This window comes from Methylolobus aquaticus, from assembly GCF_054172105.1.
Genome location: NZ_JBSYXP010000007.1, coordinates 152716 through 169332 on the forward strand (window position 1 = coordinate 152716; position 16617 = coordinate 169332).

The 16617-nt window shown below is 60.4% G+C and carries 13 protein-coding genes; 3 read left to right on the forward strand and 10 right to left on the reverse strand.

Annotated elements, in window-relative coordinates:
- Window positions 1-116 precede the first annotated feature (116 nt).
- From ACW73L_RS11505 to ACW73L_RS11540, 8 genes are all read right to left on the reverse strand, one after another.
- Window positions 117-3116 (reverse strand): type I restriction endonuclease subunit R, encoded by a 3000-nt coding sequence (locus tag ACW73L_RS11505; protein ID WP_498922108.1) that lies wholly within the window; start codon window positions 3114-3116, stop codon window positions 117-119.
- Between the two features lie 2 nt (window positions 3117-3118).
- Window positions 3119-4312 carry a restriction endonuclease subunit S gene (locus tag ACW73L_RS11510; protein ID WP_498922109.1) on the reverse strand — a complete coding sequence of 398 codons (1194 nt, stop codon included), beginning with the start codon at window positions 4310-4312 and terminating at the stop codon, window positions 3119-3121.
- On the reverse strand, window positions 4309-4503 hold the full coding sequence (locus tag ACW73L_RS11515; RefSeq protein ID WP_498922111.1) for a hypothetical protein: 195 nt from the start codon (window positions 4501-4503) through the stop codon (window positions 4309-4311). The genes ACW73L_RS11510 and ACW73L_RS11515 overlap by 4 nt, the downstream gene beginning before the upstream one ends.
- 26 nt (window positions 4504-4529) lie before the next feature.
- Window positions 4530-5654, reverse strand: a complete 1125-nt coding sequence (locus ACW73L_RS11520) for a helix-turn-helix domain-containing protein (RefSeq protein ID WP_498922113.1) — start codon at window positions 5652-5654, stop codon at window positions 4530-4532.
- Window positions 5647-5976 (reverse strand): type II toxin-antitoxin system RelE/ParE family toxin, encoded by a 330-nt coding sequence (locus ACW73L_RS11525; RefSeq protein ID WP_498922115.1) that lies wholly within the window; start codon window positions 5974-5976, stop codon window positions 5647-5649. Before ACW73L_RS11525 ends, ACW73L_RS11520 begins: the two co-directional genes overlap by 8 nt.
- A gap of 65 nt (window positions 5977-6041) precedes the next feature.
- Window positions 6042-7259 carry an HsdM family class I SAM-dependent methyltransferase gene (locus ACW73L_RS11530; protein WP_498922117.1) on the reverse strand — a complete coding sequence of 406 codons (1218 nt, stop codon included), beginning with the start codon at window positions 7257-7259 and terminating at the stop codon, window positions 6042-6044.
- 36 nt (window positions 7260-7295) lie between these two features.
- On the reverse strand, window positions 7296-7550 hold the full coding sequence (locus ACW73L_RS11535; protein ID WP_498922119.1) for a type I restriction-modification system subunit M N-terminal domain-containing protein: 255 nt from the start codon (window positions 7548-7550) through the stop codon (window positions 7296-7298).
- Window positions 7547-9043: a type I restriction-modification system subunit M gene (locus ACW73L_RS11540; protein ID WP_498922121.1), complete on the reverse strand. Its 1497-nt coding sequence runs from the start codon at window positions 9041-9043 to the stop codon at window positions 7547-7549. The genes ACW73L_RS11535 and ACW73L_RS11540 overlap by 4 nt, the downstream gene beginning before the upstream one ends.
- A 422-nt stretch (window positions 9044-9465) precedes the next feature.
- Between ACW73L_RS11540 and ACW73L_RS11545 the strand changes: the two genes are divergently transcribed.
- Window positions 9466-9849 (forward strand): hypothetical protein, encoded by a 384-nt coding sequence (locus tag ACW73L_RS11545; RefSeq protein ID WP_498922122.1) that lies wholly within the window; start codon window positions 9466-9468, stop codon window positions 9847-9849.
- Window positions 9850-10900: 1051 nt separating this feature from the next.
- Here the strand turns inward: ACW73L_RS11545 and ACW73L_RS11550 are convergent.
- Both ACW73L_RS11550 and ACW73L_RS11555 read right to left on the reverse strand, forming a co-directional pair.
- Window positions 10901-12301, reverse strand: coding sequence for a linear amide C-N hydrolase (locus ACW73L_RS11550; protein WP_498922124.1), 1401 nt, complete (start codon window positions 12299-12301; stop codon window positions 10901-10903).
- A gap of 221 nt (window positions 12302-12522) precedes the next feature.
- Entirely contained in the window at window positions 12523-12951 is a 429-nt protein-coding gene (locus tag ACW73L_RS11555) for a hypothetical protein (RefSeq protein WP_498922126.1), read from the reverse strand.
- 833 nt (window positions 12952-13784) lie between these two features.
- Here ACW73L_RS11555 and ACW73L_RS11560 point away from each other — a divergent pair.
- Window positions 13785-14732 (forward strand): alpha/beta fold hydrolase, encoded by a 948-nt coding sequence (locus ACW73L_RS11560; RefSeq protein WP_498922127.1) that lies wholly within the window; start codon window positions 13785-13787, stop codon window positions 14730-14732.
- Window positions 14733-15144: 412 nt separating this feature from the next.
- Window positions 15145-16617: a DUF3375 domain-containing protein gene (locus ACW73L_RS11565; RefSeq protein ID WP_498922128.1), complete on the forward strand. Its 1473-nt coding sequence runs from the start codon at window positions 15145-15147 to the stop codon at window positions 16615-16617.

Here is a 16617-nt window from a genome sequence, read left to right on the forward strand (position 1 = left end):
TTCCTGTCTACTTTTCGGTCGTTTCGCCTTTAGCGTCTGGCCGACGGAGAGCACGTATTCAGCCTGCTGCCCTCTGGTGCACCCAATCGGCAATGTGCATCCTCGGATAGGCGGCCTCAGTAATACTGCCGAATGTAACTGAAGGCCTTGTCGAACAGCTCCTCATCCGCATGCAGCTTGTACTTGAAGAGAGCCTTGCGCAGGGCCTTCTTCACCTCGCGCTCGCCGGCCTGTGTGCCCTGCCAGCCAGGAAACCGTACAAGCCGAACGATCTCGTCGATATCCGTTACCACCCTCTCGACGATGATCGGCGTCTCAGGCGTCTTGATCTCGTTGAGTAGCTCCGTCAGCGCCGCCTTGCCTCGGTCCTCGTCCTCCTCGGGCGGCGTCTCCTTCTCGGCTTGCAGCGTCTCCTTGGCGATCTGAAGCAGTTGCTTAAGGAACTCCACGCTGTTGATCTGGCCGGACTCAAAGCGGTCTTTCAGTGCATCAAGCCGCTCTGAAAGCGTCTTGAACTTGGGGTTGTCGCCGTGCCCGCCCAGTCGGCGCTTGAGCTTGATCTCGATTTCCTTGGTCTTTTTTGGGTCGGGGTTCGATAGCACGGCTTCCAGCAGGTCGGCGTCCAGCACCAGCGTGTCCAGGTCGTCGCGCACCGCATCGACATGCACGTTTTGATGGATCAGCTCGATGGTCTTGGCGCCCAGCGAGTGCCAGATCAACTTGCCGTGGCCGCTGGAAGGCTGCACTGACTGATAGACCTGAGCCAGCCACTTGTAGTCCTTCTCGAAGGGCCCCAGCACAGCGTCCGGTGACAGCGCCTCCCAGATCTTGTTCAGAACGCTGAATTCGGCGGCGAAGTTGTCGCGGATCGCGTTGTTCGGCAAGCATTGCTGCGCCGCGATCAGGCCCTCATAGCCCTGCACTGTGCGGTCACAGCCATGGAAGAAGGCCAGGCACTTCTGCATCGCCTCAGGCAGCTTGTCCTTCAGTTCCTGGATGTTGCTGACCACCTGCTTCACGCTCTTCTCGTCGAATTCCAGCGCGGCGGCCACGTCGTCGAAGATACCCAGGTAGTCCACGATCAGGCCGTGGGTCTTCTGCTCGGAATAGGTGCGGTTCACCCGGCAAATGGCCTGCAGTAGCGTGTGGTCGCGCAGCGGCTTGTCCAGGTACATCACCTGCAGAATAGGGGCATCGAACCCCGTCAGTAGCTTGGCCGTGACGATGATTAGCTGCAATGGGTCCGCCGGGTCGCGGAAGCGATCCAGCAGGCGCTCTTCCTCGTCGCGGCCGCGGTCATACTTCGCGTACTCCGGGTGCCCCTTCTTGTCCGCGGCCTGCACCGAGATCACGACATCGGTGGCCTCGGGCGGCAGCAGCTTGTCCAGTTCGGCCTTGAACAGCAGGCAGGACTCTCGGTCGAAAGTGACGACCTGACCCTTGAAACCGTTGGGCTCCACCTTGGTCTGGAAATGCTCGACGAGATCTTCACAGATCTTGCGGATGCGATCAGGCGTTTTAAGGAACGCAGCCATCCTAGCGGCGCGTTTAGCCAGTTCATCCTTGTCAGCCGCAGAGAGATCGCGTGTCAACTCAGCAAACTCTGCGTCAAGCTGGTCGCGGTCGATGTGCAGGTTAATCAGCCGCGGCTCGAAGTGCAGCTTCAGCGTCGCGCCGTCCCGAATCGACTCCTCGAAGCCATAGCGGCTCATGTAGCCCTTGCCGCTGGCGATGTCCTCGTCCGCGCCAAAGGCGTAGTAGGTGTTGCGGTCGGCGCGGTTGATGGGCGTGCCGGTGAGGCCGAAGAGGAAGGCGTTGGGCAGCGCCTCGCGCATCTTGCGGCCCAGGTCGCCTTCCTGCGTGCGATGGGCTTCGTCCACCAGCGCGATAATGTTGCTGCGCATGTTCAACGCGCCACCGGCCTCGCCGAACTTGAAGATCGTCGTGATGATGATCTTGCGCACGTCCTGCGCCAGCAGTTGCTGTAGCTTTTCGCGGCTGTCGGCCTTCTCCAGGTTGGGGATGTCGGCGCCGGTGAAGGTGCCGGTGATCTGTGTGTCCAGGTCGATGCGGTCCACCACGATCAGCACCGTGGGGTTCTTCAGCCCGGCGTGCAGGCGCAGCTTCTGCGCCGCAAACACCATCAGCAGCGACTTGCCCGAGCCCTGGAAGTGCCAAATCAGGCCCTTCTTGGGGTAGCCCGCCAGCACCCGCTCGACGATCTTGTTGGCCGCCTCGAACTGCTGGTAGCGGCAGATGATCTTGATGCGGCGCTTCTTCTTGTCGGTGGCAAACAGGGTGAAGCTGGCCAGGATGTCCAGCACCACATGCGGCCGCAACATGCTCTCCGCCGAGGCCTTGAGCGACTTCAGCGGGTGGTGCTGCGTATCGTCCTCCACGCCATCCAGATGCCAGGGTCCCCAGTCCTTTACCGGCAGGCCGATCGACCCGTAGTGGTAGGCCTTGCCCTCGGTGGCCACCGAGAACACGTTGCAGACGAACAGCTCCGGCACGAACTTCTCGTAGTCGTCGTGCACCTGCACCGCGCCATCCACCCAGCTGATGCACTTCTTGACCGGCGTCTTGGCCTCAATTAGCACCACCGGCAACCCGTTGACCAGCAGCACCAAGTCGGCGCGGCGCTCGGTGGCGCCGGCACGATAGATGTACTGCTGGGTGACGATGTACTGGTTCTGCTTCGGGTCGTCGAAGTCGATCAGGCGAACCGGCACGTGTTCGTTGTTCGGGCCGAAGGGCATGGAGCGCTCGCCGCGCATCCAGGCAGTCATCTCCTCGTTGGCGCGGATCAGGCCGTCTGAGCGCACCGCGAGGACGATGGCGCGCAGCTTGTAGAGCACTTCATCGGCGCGATCGACCTGGGCGGCAATCTCCGGGTTCAGGCGGATCAGCGCATCGCGCAACCAGGGCTCGACCATCACCTCCTGAATCTGGCGCGGTACCTCGGAGGGGGCTGCGTAGCGCCAGCCGATACCCTTGGGGCTGGGGCCGTAGCTGGGCAGGGGTTCTTTTGCGGAATTTGCCGGTGTCGCCTTGATCGGTCCTGCGAGCAGGTCGCGGACGTAGGCTTCGACGGTGTTGGATTCGGTAAAGGCCATGGTCATGTCCCTCCGGCGAGCTGACTTGTCAGACGCGCAGCCAGCTGCTTCGACGAAGCCAGGCGAGAAGCGAGGGACTCAATGGCCTCATCGATCGAGGCGCACTGGGCAATCACGTCCTCCTGCACCGAAATGTCTGGGAGCCCGATCTTATACTTGGCAAGGTGCTGCCAGAACATGTGCTTAACCTTGCTGCCCTCGCAGTTTGCGTGGGCGTGCTGGCGAAATCGGGACGTCTGCAAGCATCTGAACAGAAACTCCGGCCGTAGCACGTTCTCATTGCAGCGGAACCTCCCGATTCGCTGATTGAGAAGACTCTTGTCGTGCTTCCGAGTTAGACAGACACGGCCCATGAATCCGTCTTCCAGCGACTGTGCTGTCAGGTTGATGACAACATCGCCGGGATGAATCACGAAGTCCGCTGCAGAAACTTCCCACTTGGCGTCTAGACAGACGGTCTTATCTGTGAGCCAGGTCAGATAGCCAGACGCGCCCAAGTTGCCAGGACGAAGCAGCCTAGTGCCTTCATCACCGTACTCGTCGCCTGGAAAGGGGCGACCATTCTGCATAGTCGCAACCTGTTCAAGGCGGACATATGTGCCGCTCTCTGGAAGGCGGAGCAGGTGATCGATGGTTGATTGTCGGAGGCCCTGAAGATTCCTTAGTGCATCAGACTGGGCGTCCGCGACGGAAAGAGAGGCCTGCAGGATCTCGACAATCGTTTTCTGCTCATCCATTGGCGGCAAAACAAACTCGAACCGCTCCAAGTCGGAAAAGTTGATGTATGGGTTCACTGAGCCTTTTGAATTCTTGACCGAGAACGCGTTGAATGCCTCGGTCTGCATCAGAAACGGTAGAAAGTCCGGCAATAGCTCGTCGGGGCTTTTCGGCTCCAAAACGAAAGTCGTGTTGGCACAGATGCCTTCAAAGTCAGCTAAGGCAACCTTACGCAGATACGTGCGGCGCGAGCCGTAGAGGACTTGTCCTGGCTTGAAGCCCATGTGGAAGGCTGGCCCCAGATAGCCCGAGCCAATATCGCCCCATCGACGGAGGCGAAGATCATCAGTGTCCATGTGGTCACCGGCGATGTACCGCTCCAGGCCAGAGGTCTCTGGATCAACCTTCACCTTACATTGCCGCACTACCTCGCCAAACTTCACCCGACGCCATCCGGGCTTCAGGGCCGTCTCATTCATATCGGGTCCTCGTCCTCTGAGGCCACGTAAGCCTGGTTCGGGTGTTTGGCGCTTTCCGGGTAGAGGAATTTGAGCAGGCCGTCGCGCACCATTGGGATCAGGTGCTTGTTACGCAGGTAATCGCGATCCTTGCCGATCAGGGTTGCAAGCAAGGTTGCAAGCTCGGGCGGCAAGGTTGCAAGCTCAAGCATGTAACCTCTGTCGCCATCTGGCGTACTCAGGCATTGGCTTCAGCGTTGAAGCGGAAACTCTGTTTCAGCGTGTTCATCCATGACGGATCAATTAGTCCATCATGCTGAAGGCGCCCGACAACGATACCTGGATGAACGCCAATCCGGCGGGAAAATTCAATCACTGCCGTCTTACTGCGCAGACTGGGTAATATAGGCGCGTGTTTTTCCGGAATCAGGTAATTGCCGGCCCACTGGTTGGCATCATGCTCTATGGGGTCGGAACTGTCGCTAGCGTTGGGATCGTCGAGAAAGACCGATCTTTTGTCTTCTTTGCTGTTGGCATGCAGCAGGATGTGTGCAGCCTCATGGAAGAAGGTAAACCAGAATTTGTCGTTGGTCTTGCCGTAGAGCGAGAGTTGGATAAGTGGGCGCGTCGGACTCAGCCAACGTGCGACACCGCTAACATGCGCGCGTGAAATCGCTGGCACCAACACCAACAAGACGCCGGATTCGCGTAGGTGTTGCCGCATTCGAGGTTCGAAGACCTCCGGCGCTTCGTGGGTGAGATTACGAATTTCGCGCAGTGCCTTCTCGAAGCGTGCTTTGTCGTATCTCGGACCATCCATTTTTTCGGCTTGCCGCTCACCCAAGCGCAACCAGGCGGATATGGCGCCTATATCACTCTGCTCTGCCCGGCTGCGTCGGAAAGAAACCTGCATGCCGCCATAGTGGGCACGCCAATCGTCCGGGGATGCGACGCCAAAAAAGCACAGGCAGGCGTCGACCAAAGCGCTTCTGTTCTTGGTGTCATTGCGAAGCTTGGGTATGGCGCCGCTCGTCATCAGTTCCTTGACCGGGAGTTCATCCAACCAGGACACCCAGTCGGCATGCGTGCGTGCGGCCTCCAGTCGGGCGCAGTGCTCGCGGTACTTGGCTTCACGCGCGAGCCAGAAGCCGGCGTTGCTGCCCAGCACGCGCTCCAGACGCAGCGCCGCGTCGTCGGTAAGTGGCACCTTGCCGTTGATCAGTTGGCTGATGTGTTTTTCGGTGTAGCCGAGACGTTTGGCCAATTCGGCCTGGGTCCAGCCACGTTCGTCGATGAGGTCGACGATGGTGTCGCCAGGAGGGGAGACCCAGTCTGGCGCGAAGGGTGCACGCAACTCAGTCATGATAATCCCCGATGTACTCTACGCAGACGATGGTGACCTGGTCCCAATCAATGCCGCCATCTGGGCGAGTGGGACAAGGGTCGTGATCCGGAGAGAAGACGAGGCGCCATCCCCCGGCAAGGTCCAGCGCAAATTGTCCTCGCCGGCCGCCTCTGAGAGGATGCGGATTACCTGCTACCAAATCGGTGACCCGTCCCGCGGCTTCCAGGTCGCTCAGTCGCCCCCGCAACTTACGCGCACAAGCCGTCCCGAGTTTTTTCTGGGCAGCGGCCTGTTTTTCGCATAGATCTCGGATTTCTTTATCCTTGAAGCTAATCTTCAAGGTACCGCTCCATTGTAGTAAAGATTTACCTAACAGGTAAAGAAACAAACAGAACTGGTCTTTGACTAGCTGGCATCCGGGGCGTTGATCGTGTCGAGCGCTTCCAGCAGTGCATCCATCTGCTGCCAGAAAGCGCGTCCGTCGGTTTGCCATTTCTCCCAGGCTGAACGCAGGCTCACGACTTCGCCGTCACCATTGCCGCTCGCTGTTACGGTCGACCGCTTGACGTAGAGTGGAATCGACAGGTTCGCGCCGTTGGCGGCGATGTGCTCGCGCGTCGCCACCGCAGTGAAACCCTCTTCCGGCACAAAGGACTTGAACGCCTGCAGGATGCGCTGCTGGTGCTCGGGCTTGAGGAAGCTCTGCGCGCGCTCGCGGGTGACCTCATTGACTGCATCAATGAAGATTACCTTGCCTTTGCGCTCTTCGGGCTTGCGTCGGTTGCAGACAACGATGCACGACTCCATCGGGGAGTTGTAGAACAGGTTCGGCCCGAGGCCGATGACGGCCTCGACCCAGTCGTGTTCGATCATCTTGGCCCGCATGGCCTGCTCTTCGTTGCGGAACAGCACGCCGTGCGGCCACAGCACAGCACAGCGGCCCTTGGCGGTGAGGCTGGTCAGGATATGCTGCTGAAAGGCGTAGTCTGCTCGCCCCTGGGGCGGCGTGCCAAGGAAGTGCCGGCCCCACTTGTCGCTGCTCCAGGCATCGCGGTTCCATTGCTTGATGGAATACGGCGGGTTGGCCAGGATCACGTCGAACTGACGCAGGCGGTCGCCCTCGATGTGTTTGGGGTCGGCCAGCGTATCGCCGCGGATGATCTCGAAGTCCACCACGCCGTGCAGGAACAGGTTCATGCGGGCGATGCTTGATGTGATGAGGTTGCGCTCCTGGCCGTAGAGCTTGAGGGTGCGGTACTCGCCGCCCGAGCGCTTCACCTCGTCCAGCGCCGAGATGAGCATGCCGCCGGTGCCGCAGGTGGGGTCGTAGATCGACTCGCCGGCCTTGGGTGCCAGCAGCTGCGTCATCAGGTGCACGACGGTGCGGTTGGTGTAGAACTCGGCGGCCGTGTGGCCGGAGTCGTCCGCGAACTTCTTGATCAGGTACTCGTAGGCGTTGCCCAACTCGTCCTCGGGCACGTTGGCCACCGAGAGCGTCTGCGTCGAGAAATGTTCGATCAGGTTCTTCAGCGTCTCGTCGGGCAGGCGCTCGCGGTTGGTCCAGGGCGCGTCGCCGAAGATGCCGTCAAGCATGTTGGGGTTGGCCGACTCGATGGCGCGCATGGCCTTCTGGATGGCAGCGCCGACGTTCTTCGACGTCTATCGCAGGTCGTTCCAGTGCGCTCCCTCGGGGATCTGGAAGCGGTGGTTCTCGGCGAACTGCGCATAGGACAGGTCACCGTCGGACTCGGCCAGGGCTGCTTGGTATTCCTCGTCCCACACGTCCGATACGCGCTTGAAGAACAGCAGCGGGAAGATGAACTGCTTGTAGTCGCCAGCGTCGATCAGGCCGCGCAGCAGGATGGCGGCGCCCCAGAGGTAGCTTTCGAGTTCCTGTTGGGTGATCCGGCTCATCTCAACCAGCCTCCTTCCGTCATCACCCGGGCCAGACGCTCTTCGGCCTCGCGGCAGCGCTTCAGTGCTTCCTTGAACTCCGCAATGGCATCGGGCAGCGGTGGGACGTCTTCCTGCAGCGGCGGCAGCACGTAGCGCGAGATGTTCAGCGTCCAGTCCTCGCCTTTGATTTCGTCCAGGCTGACTACCCGGACTGCGTGCTGAACGTCATTGAACTTCTCGAACCACGACTGAATTTCTTGGGCATGCTCCGGTTCCAGATAGTTTTGCGCACGACCCCGGCGGAACAGGCGCGAGGCATCGGCGACCATCACCTTATTCTTGTGCGTGGCCGGCTTGCGTTTGCGCAGTACCAGGATGCACGCGGCCAGGCCGGTGCCGTAGAACAGATTGGGCGCGAGTCCGATCACGGCCTCGATCAGATCCATCTCCAGCAGTTTTTTGCGGATACTGCCCTCCGCCCCTTTGCGGAACAGCGCGCCCTGCGGTAGCACCACGGCCATCCGTCCGGTCCCCTCGGCCATGGACTTGACCATGTGCTGCACCCAGGCGAAGTCGCCGCTGGACGAGGGCGGCAGGCCGGCAAAGTTACGTCCAAACGGGTCGTTGACCCACAACTCCTCGCCCCACCTTTCCAGGGAGAAAGGCGGGTTGGCAATCACGCAGTCAAAGCAGGCAAGCTGATCGATGTCGAAGAATGCGGGATTGCGCAACGTATCGCCGCGCACGATCTGGAAGTCCTCGATGCCATGCAGGAACAGATTCATCCGTGCGATGGCCGAGGTGGTCAGGTTCTTCTCCTGGCCGTAGAGCTTGCCCCAGAGGCGCTTCACGTCGCCGTGCTGTTCCTGGACGTGCTGCACGGCGGCGAGCAGCATACCGCCGGTGCCGCAGGCCGGGTCGTAAATGGTCTCGCCCTGTCTCGGGTCGAGCATCTCGATCATCAAGCGGACGACGCTACGCGGCGTGTAGAACTCGCCGGCCTTCTTGTTGGTGGCGTCCGCGAACTTCTTGATCAGGTACTCGTAGGCGTCGCCCAGGATGTCGCTGGAGACGCTCCGGTTGCCAAGGGCCAGGCGGGAGAAGTGTTCAATCAGGTCTTTCAGCAGCGCATCTGACAGCCGTTCGCGGTTGCTCCATTGCGCATCGCCGAACACGCCGTACAACGTGTTCGGGTTGGCCTTCTCGATCTCGCGCAAGGCCCGCTGCAGCGCAGTGCCGACGTTCGTGGCGACACTCCGGACCTCGTTCCAGTGACAGTCTTCGGGGATCTGGAAGCGATGCGATTCCGGGAACCAGGCCATCTCCTCGTCGCCGCCCTCGTCGACGATCTCCTGGTATTCCTCGTCCCAGACATCGCAGATGCGCTTGAAGAACAACAGCGGGAAGATGTAGGTCTTGAAGTCGGCCGCATCGACTGGGCCGCGCAGGATGTTGGCGGACTCCCAAAGGTGGCTTTCCAGTTGGCTGAGGCTGAGTTCCGGGGCTGGCAATGTCGTTATGTTCCTTTTGCGGCGGTCCTGTGAATAGGGTCAAGCCGGCCGCCAGTTATGACTGCGTGAGCGCGCCATTATCTGGCGGTTGTCGGGCTGCTCGCTGAGCGCAACATGTTGGCGGGCCAAGTGACCCCAGACATTGTAACGAGTGACTGCGAAGCAGAAACAGGATGGTCGCCGCGCCGCAGCACACCTTACGGTGCAAGCCGCGCGCCTGAAACGACGGCCCGAGACGCCGGGGAATTAGACACCCAGCTACGAACGTGTATCGTCCAGTCCGCTCTTAGTCACCAACTGCACTTGATGCAACAATAAAGGACCTGTTGTGTGGACCTGTTCGCGTCCTCATGTCCGTCAGGACGGCGAACCCCATAGGCCTGCTCGGGCCCATATCGATTGAAGGCAGATCAAGGCGTCCGATGAAAGAAGCCCAACAGAACCGGGACCGTGTCGAGTTCATTACCCCTGAAAGCGGAAAGGACCTCATCGTCTCCTTCGCCGTCACAGCGCCAACCGCGGCGTTCGGCATTCAAGGTTTGACGTTGCTTCGCACGCCGTTGTACGAAGCCATTCTGGAAGAATGGGAACGCGGCGTCTCCTTTTCCTTCGAGCGGTACGACGATGAGGATGATCACCTCGAAACCTTGCAATGGAATGAACCCAGCGCGGTCATGCGGCTGAAGACTCGCCGACGGGATTACGAACTCGATCTCCGCAACGTGGACCGAAAAGAGCGATTGGCCATGCGCAAGCTGCTCAAGAAAATGAATTTCGATCGACGAATCGACGTGACTGGCTTCTAATGGTCAGGCTGCCGCACACAAAAAATTAGACGGCATCCCGCTTTTTGTCGCAGCCCAGTAACGTCACCTCGGAGTCTCAAGATGAACCGCGCAATCTTTCTGAGGGCAATCGCATTAGCCCTGACCGTAACCGCCTTACCAGTTGACGCCGTAGTGTATTGCAAGGCGGCGGGCGTGCCGAAGGGCTGTGTGGCTCGGCCCATCACCCCGGCGGCTGGCGCCGTGGCGACGCCGGCCTTGCGTGGCGGTGTGGGTGGCCCAGCCTCGGGTGTAGGAAGGCTGCCCGGAGCGGGTGCCGGTGCTGCGGGTACGGCTGGTTACGGCGTAGCCAATCGGAATGGCGGAGTGAACCGCGCTGGCCGTCGCTGAGCGGGAGCGTGAAGAGGCCGTCTGGCTTATCGTTCGGCAGTGAGACATCTACCCCAATCCGCCCCCAACCACCCTCACCAGCCCTCATCCGTTGAGAAAACGAGTTCGAACCCACGCCCCGACTCCACCACCAATAAATCCCTGATTTAAGGCCGCGTCATCCGGCCTTTCTGTTTTTTTCCCCGGTCCCGACTATGCCATTTTCTATGCGGACCGCCCACGATACGGGCTCTGATGTTCGGCCAACTGCTCGGGAGCCGAATGCGCGTACCGTTGAACAATCGGCAGGCTGGGTCATCCACCGATCGGCCGACGTCTCAGCAATACTCCTGTGTCCTGGCCCTTTCTCTCCTCTACTCGGTGCCATGACTGGCAGGCGTCCCTGTACCCGCGAAAACCCGGATTCCAGCGGGTCGGGCTGAAACGGGGGAGTTTTCAGCGGGGCAACTGAGCCTGAGAGTCGACGTTGGAACTGCCGACCGACGCCCACGCCGGTCATTTCCTCGCACACACTGCAAGGATCCGTCCTTGCAAGGAGCCAACCACCTGCCCGCCCCTTCGGCCCTGGCAGCGCCGGTCCCGCTCCAGCTTCAACCCTCCCAGGACCCCGGCCGGACGCGGGACATGGCCAGGCCCTGCCAAACTTCGCTTGAGCGAAGTTTTCAGGGCCGACCAATTCTCGCTACTTTTCGTACGGAGACGGCAGATCCTTCTCGAACTGATCTGCCACATCCTGGAACATCTGCAGTTTATAGTGCGACCCCTTGGAGAAGGGATCCACATACAGATTCTTCGTATAGCTATCTGGATTGTCCTTTAATAGATCGGAAAGCACGATACGGCGCAGGTTCTGGTTGTAGATGCCACGCACGTAAATAATCTTATTTGAATGATCTCTGATCAAGGTGAACTGGGTGTGGAAATACGCCTTTAGATCATCGGATGGACCATCCGACTTCTTGAAGACCGCCGGGTACTCCCCATAGACCTCCTCAGCTCGCGCAATCACCTTGTTCGCCAACTGGACGCGCCACAGAGCTGGAACGACAAATCGGTCAAACGGCTTCTGTGTGAGGGGCTCCACCATCCCCAGGTAGTAATATGGCTTATATTTGAAAGACGGATTACCGGACAAAGCGCGGTTTAGCTTGAACGAGCGAACGAATCGCGACCCTGAAGATGAATCCCCAGGCAGCAAATTCTCTTCGGGCGCCGTAATGTAGTCTTTCGACTCCTTAAAGTGATTTGCCTTCTTCAAATTGGTGAAAAGAGGATTTTTCAACATGGCAATCTGATCCGGATAGGGCGGGTCATTGGTCACGACCCTAACCCGATCGACCGGATTCTTTTGCTTGTCCGCGTCCCAATAGACAAATTGCTTCTTGTCCAGCCATTCGACGACGAGACTCCGATTATTGGCATCATGGACGACCAAGTGACCGGCTAGCGGCATCTTTCCTACATCCCCACCCAGAAACTCACCCCAAATGATTGGCTGCGGTGAGACCTGCAACAAATTCGCTACGCACTGTGCCGTATCGCAACGCGAAAGCACATAGTTAACCAGGTAGTGAACTGACAGGTTCTTTTCTCCCCGCTGCGGAGTCGGATAATTGTTCTCCTTTTCGCTCGGCCAAGTGGCATCCAGCCATAGTATTGCAGCCGAAAGGCCTTTCTCGTTCATCCCGTCGAAATACAAGCCATCTTTGATGACTGGATTATCCGGATCAAGCTTGTTGGCATATTGCAGACCGGTAAATCCGATGAATTTGTAGAGACTGGTCCACTTGAGCCCCAACATCCCCTCTTTTTCGTTTGGAGGTGTTGACTGGACGACTTGTCCAGCCGACTGGTTTTGCATCTGCCACCCCAGATTGACCTCGAAATCCATCGTACGCGCGGAGACTGCCGTCAGATTACCGGGAACACTGGCCATCGAAGCCGGAGGCTCGGGCAACATGAAATCCGTACAAGCACTTACTGGCGTGACGAGAGCCGACCCGATGACCAAGGTGGCAGCGGCGGATATCAATGCAGTGCACTCGCGCTGCGCGAGTGACCGCGATGGCGTTTTCGTTTTCATTGTATTTTCTCCTAGAAGTAAAAAGATGGAGATATCCCCATCGCCAGAACCCCAGCGGAGAGCCGATTGCTGTCGGGCATACACTAAGGATCATTCAAGAGGGGAAAGATAAATGATTTAATTGCTACCATAGAGTTTCTTAAAAGACACAACAAGGCGTCTCCGCGGGTCAAAATGCGGCTGTAGCGTTGCTTCTGCCCGCGCAACGTATCTCAGGGCGTTCACTGCTCGGCAGCGCACGGTGCCGGGGTTACCCCATTGCCTTCTCGCGGCGTGATTTGCTTCATTGGAATGGTGATCGGTGTTGGGTAGCTGTAGGCGGCGCCATCGGCCGTATCGGTGGCCGCCGATGCTGCGCCACCCACCAACGCTCCCCCACCCACTGCCAGCGGCCAGACGACCCAACCAGCACCGGGTATCGCCAGAACCGGGAACAGAGCGACGCCGGTCGCCGTTGCACCCAGCGCGGCCCCCGCCAACGCGCCGCCTCCGGCAGAACCCAGCGCCTCACATTCCGGTTTGATGTCGGCTTCTGTCGGCATGCGGTAACCGTTCTTCACACAACTGATGCGCAGGTCTTCCTTCCCTCGCGGAATCTCTATCTTTCCCGGTGTCGTTACCGCCCAGGTTTCCAGGTTTCCGCGTTTCACTACGCAGCTAGCGCCCGCCAACGGTTTGCCGTCAACCTGTGTAGTGACGTCGAGTTGCTCGGTCGTTCCATGGAGGACGGTGGCACAAGCTGTCAGATATATGGGAAGGATTAAAAGGACGGCCACCCTGATATAGTGCAGCGATCTTTGAAAACAACGCGCGGCCCTATCGAAAGGCACTGCACTGAAATACCCATGCAGCGGGTCAACTCGGAATGGATGGGCGATAGATGAGCTCATGGCACCAACACTCGGAGAAAGGAATGCCAGGAAGAATAGGCAGTCCCGCCATGAGAAGACGACCCACTGCCTCCAGGTGACGTGCGACATATCGTCGCTGCAAGCGTCTTGGCCGTTGAGCCATGGGGACATCGAAATATCCCGCCAATCGGATCGAACCCTATCGCTCATAAGGGCGCCCCTTAGAAAGGCGGATGTATCGCCAAGATCAGACGTGATAGACATCTGATCCCGTGGCATGTGGCAGAATGGCTTTCGGTTTAACCGGCGCACAACTAGGCCGGGACGGCCATGGCTAAGGGTTTCCCTCACCGCGCTGGTCGGAAAGCCGCTCGGCCTGCTTGCCCATTTCCGACAGGCCTTGGTAAACGGAGTCTCCTTACCAACCCGCCAACCGAGGTATCAGTGCTATCCTCCCTGAATGCGACGCGGGGTAAGAGTGCATCCCCGGGTTTCTCTCTTCCACACCAAAGGATGCTCTGGTGCGTGTTTCCCGGAAGCAACCCGATCCGACAGGAGACAACGGGCCTGGCCAACGCGACGAGCTGCGATCAGTCCGCACGGACTGGTCGCGGTCCCAACTGAAGTCCAACTTGCCAATCACTGGGCACAGCCATGGTTCGGCCAGCTACGGGGAACGACGGATCCGTGTCCCGGACGGTCTTCTGATCTATGCGCGTGACTATGTCCCGCAGACGGAGTGGTCAGGACGCACGCTCCTGTGTTTGCACGGCCTGACACGCAATTCGTCGGACTTTGACGACCTCGCACCTGCGATGGCCTCAAGCGGGCATCGCGTGCTGACCTTGGACATGCGCGGACGCGGGCGATCCGACAAGGATCCGCAGTGGCGACGCTACATGCTGCCGACCTACGCCGACGATATCGCCTTTTGTCTCGATACGCTGAAGACGGGCCCGTGCGTCTTCGTGGGCACCTCGATGGGCGGGCTCATCACCATGATTCTGGCGGGCACCGCGCCACAGCTTGTCAGTGCCGCCGTGTTGAACGATGTGGGGCCGGTGCTCAATCCTGCAGGACTCGCGCGTATCGTCGCCGGTGTCGGAAACACCGGGCCTTTTGCTTCATGGAGGGCACTGGCCGAGGCGGTCGAACACACACAAGGTACGTGCTTTCCCGGGATGGACGAGGCGTTCTGGCAGCGATTTGCCCGCCGCGTGGGGCGAGACCGCAGCGACGGGTGGGTGGAGTTTGCGTATGACCCGGCCATCGCGAATGCCCTGGCCACCTCGGCGGCTTGTCCCGCGCCCGATCTGCGGCCGCTCTTTGCCGCACTGGCCCGCGTCCCGGTGCTCGTCGTGCGCGGCGCGGACAGCGACATCCTCACACCGGCGGGTGTCGCGGAGATGCGGCGCATCAAACCCGATCTCGAAGTTGTCGAGGTGCCGGGTGTCGGTCATGCACCAACCTTGTCTGAACCGGAAGCCATGCGTGCGATCCAGGCGTTCCTGCGTCCCGACAGGGGCATCACGACCGGGTATAACGGCGACCACGCCAGCGGTTTGTTGGACTTCGGGTGAACTGTCGCCTTTTCGTGCTCAACCGAAACCGAGGTGTCGCTCTGGTTTTCCCTCTCCACCGCGGGTGAGTCGGTCGATCCCGCCTCACACGAGCGAGCCAGGCATACGCCCGGACTTTTTGACCGCGGAGGCGTTGGTGTTTCCGCGTGGCCCGGCGGACGAGGATCCATTCGAGATGGCCGGACCTGGCGGATACGCGTGAACGACGGACGCAATCCCGCGCGGCGCGAGCCGTGGTTGGGGATCGCCGCTTGAGTCACGAGTGCCACCAGGACTCGGCGGTCCCGAGTGTTTTGGTAGCGATCTCGAGCCGGCCTTTGCGATTCCGGCGTCCGTGTCCGTCGCTCCCGGGGTGAGCCCGGTTGGCTTTTCAAACCCGCACTCGCGCGATCCCCGGCTAGAATACACGCCGATGGACCATGCCACCCTCGCCACCCTGCGTGACCGCCACCCGGCTTGGCGGCTCCTGGCCTCACCGCACGCGCCGTTGGCGGCGAGCTTCCTGCACCGGGTGTTCGTAGTACCCAATGTCCGGGTGATGAGCGAGGCGGATCTGGCCGAGGCGCTGGAGGATGAACTGTATGCGCTGCGTGAGCAGCTCGGCGCCGACGCCTATCCCAAGCGCGCCTCCGAATACCTGAACGACTGGGCCGCACCCGACAAGAGCTGGCTGCGCAAATTCTATAAACCGGGTACGGACGAAGCGCAGTTCGACCTGACACCAGCCACCGAAAAGGCCATCGCCTGGCTGGTATCACTCACCGAGCGCCCCTTCGTGGGCACCGAGTCGCGCTTGCTGACGCTGTTCGCGTTGCTGGAGCAGATCAGCGCCGGCACCGAGGCGGACCCGGCCAAGCGGGTCGAAGACCTACGCCAGAAACGTGACGCGCTCAATGCCGAAATGGCCCGTGTGTTGGCCGGTGACGTGCCGCTGCTGGACGACACGGCGGTCAAGGACCGCTTCCAGCAATTCCAGCAACTGGCGCGCGAGTTGCTGGCCGACTTCCGGGAGGTGGAGCACAACTTCCGCCAACTCGACCGCAAGGTGCGCGAGAAGATCGCGCTGTGGGAAGGGGCCAAGGGCGCGCTGCTCGACGAGATCATGGGCGAGCGCGACGCGATCGGTGATTCCGACCAGGGCCGCAGCTTTCGCGCCTTCTGGGATTTCCTGATGTCGAGCCGGAGGCAGGAGGCGCTTTCCGAACGGCTCGATCAGGTGCTGGCCCTGCCGGCCGTCGCGGCGCTGAAGCCCGATCCCCGCACCCGCCGCGTGCACCACGACTGGATGGAAGCCGGGGAACACACGCAACGCACCGTAGCCCAACTATCCCAGCAGTTGCGCCGCTTTCTGGACGATCGGGCCTTTCTGGAGAACCGCCGCATCCTTGAGCTGCTGCACGGCATCGAGAGCAAGGCACTGGCGCTGCGCGACTCCCCGCCGCCTGCCGGCGTGATGGCCATCGATGCGATGAGCGCCGACGTCGAATTGCCGCTGGAGCGTCCGCTGTTCACCCCGAGCACGAAGCCGCGCCTGGCCGAGCTGGCCTTGGTTGCGGGCGACGACGACATCGACACCGCTCGCCTGTTCGACCAGATCGTCGTCGACAAGGCGCGTCTGCGAGCGGCTGTCCAGCATGCGCTACGGCACCAGCCGCAGATCACGCTGCGCGAATTACTGGCCGCCGAACCCTTGCAGCAAGGCCTGGCCGAGCTGGTGGCCTATCTGGAGCTGGCCCATGCCGGACATGGCAGCGATGCCTTCGATGGCCTGCGGGCCGTCGTCGACGAAGCCGAGGAGGAACCGGTCCGCTGGGAAGCCTGCAGCGCAGAGGGTGAGCCGGTTGAACGCGTGGCACACCTGCCCCGGGTAATCTTCACGCGTTGA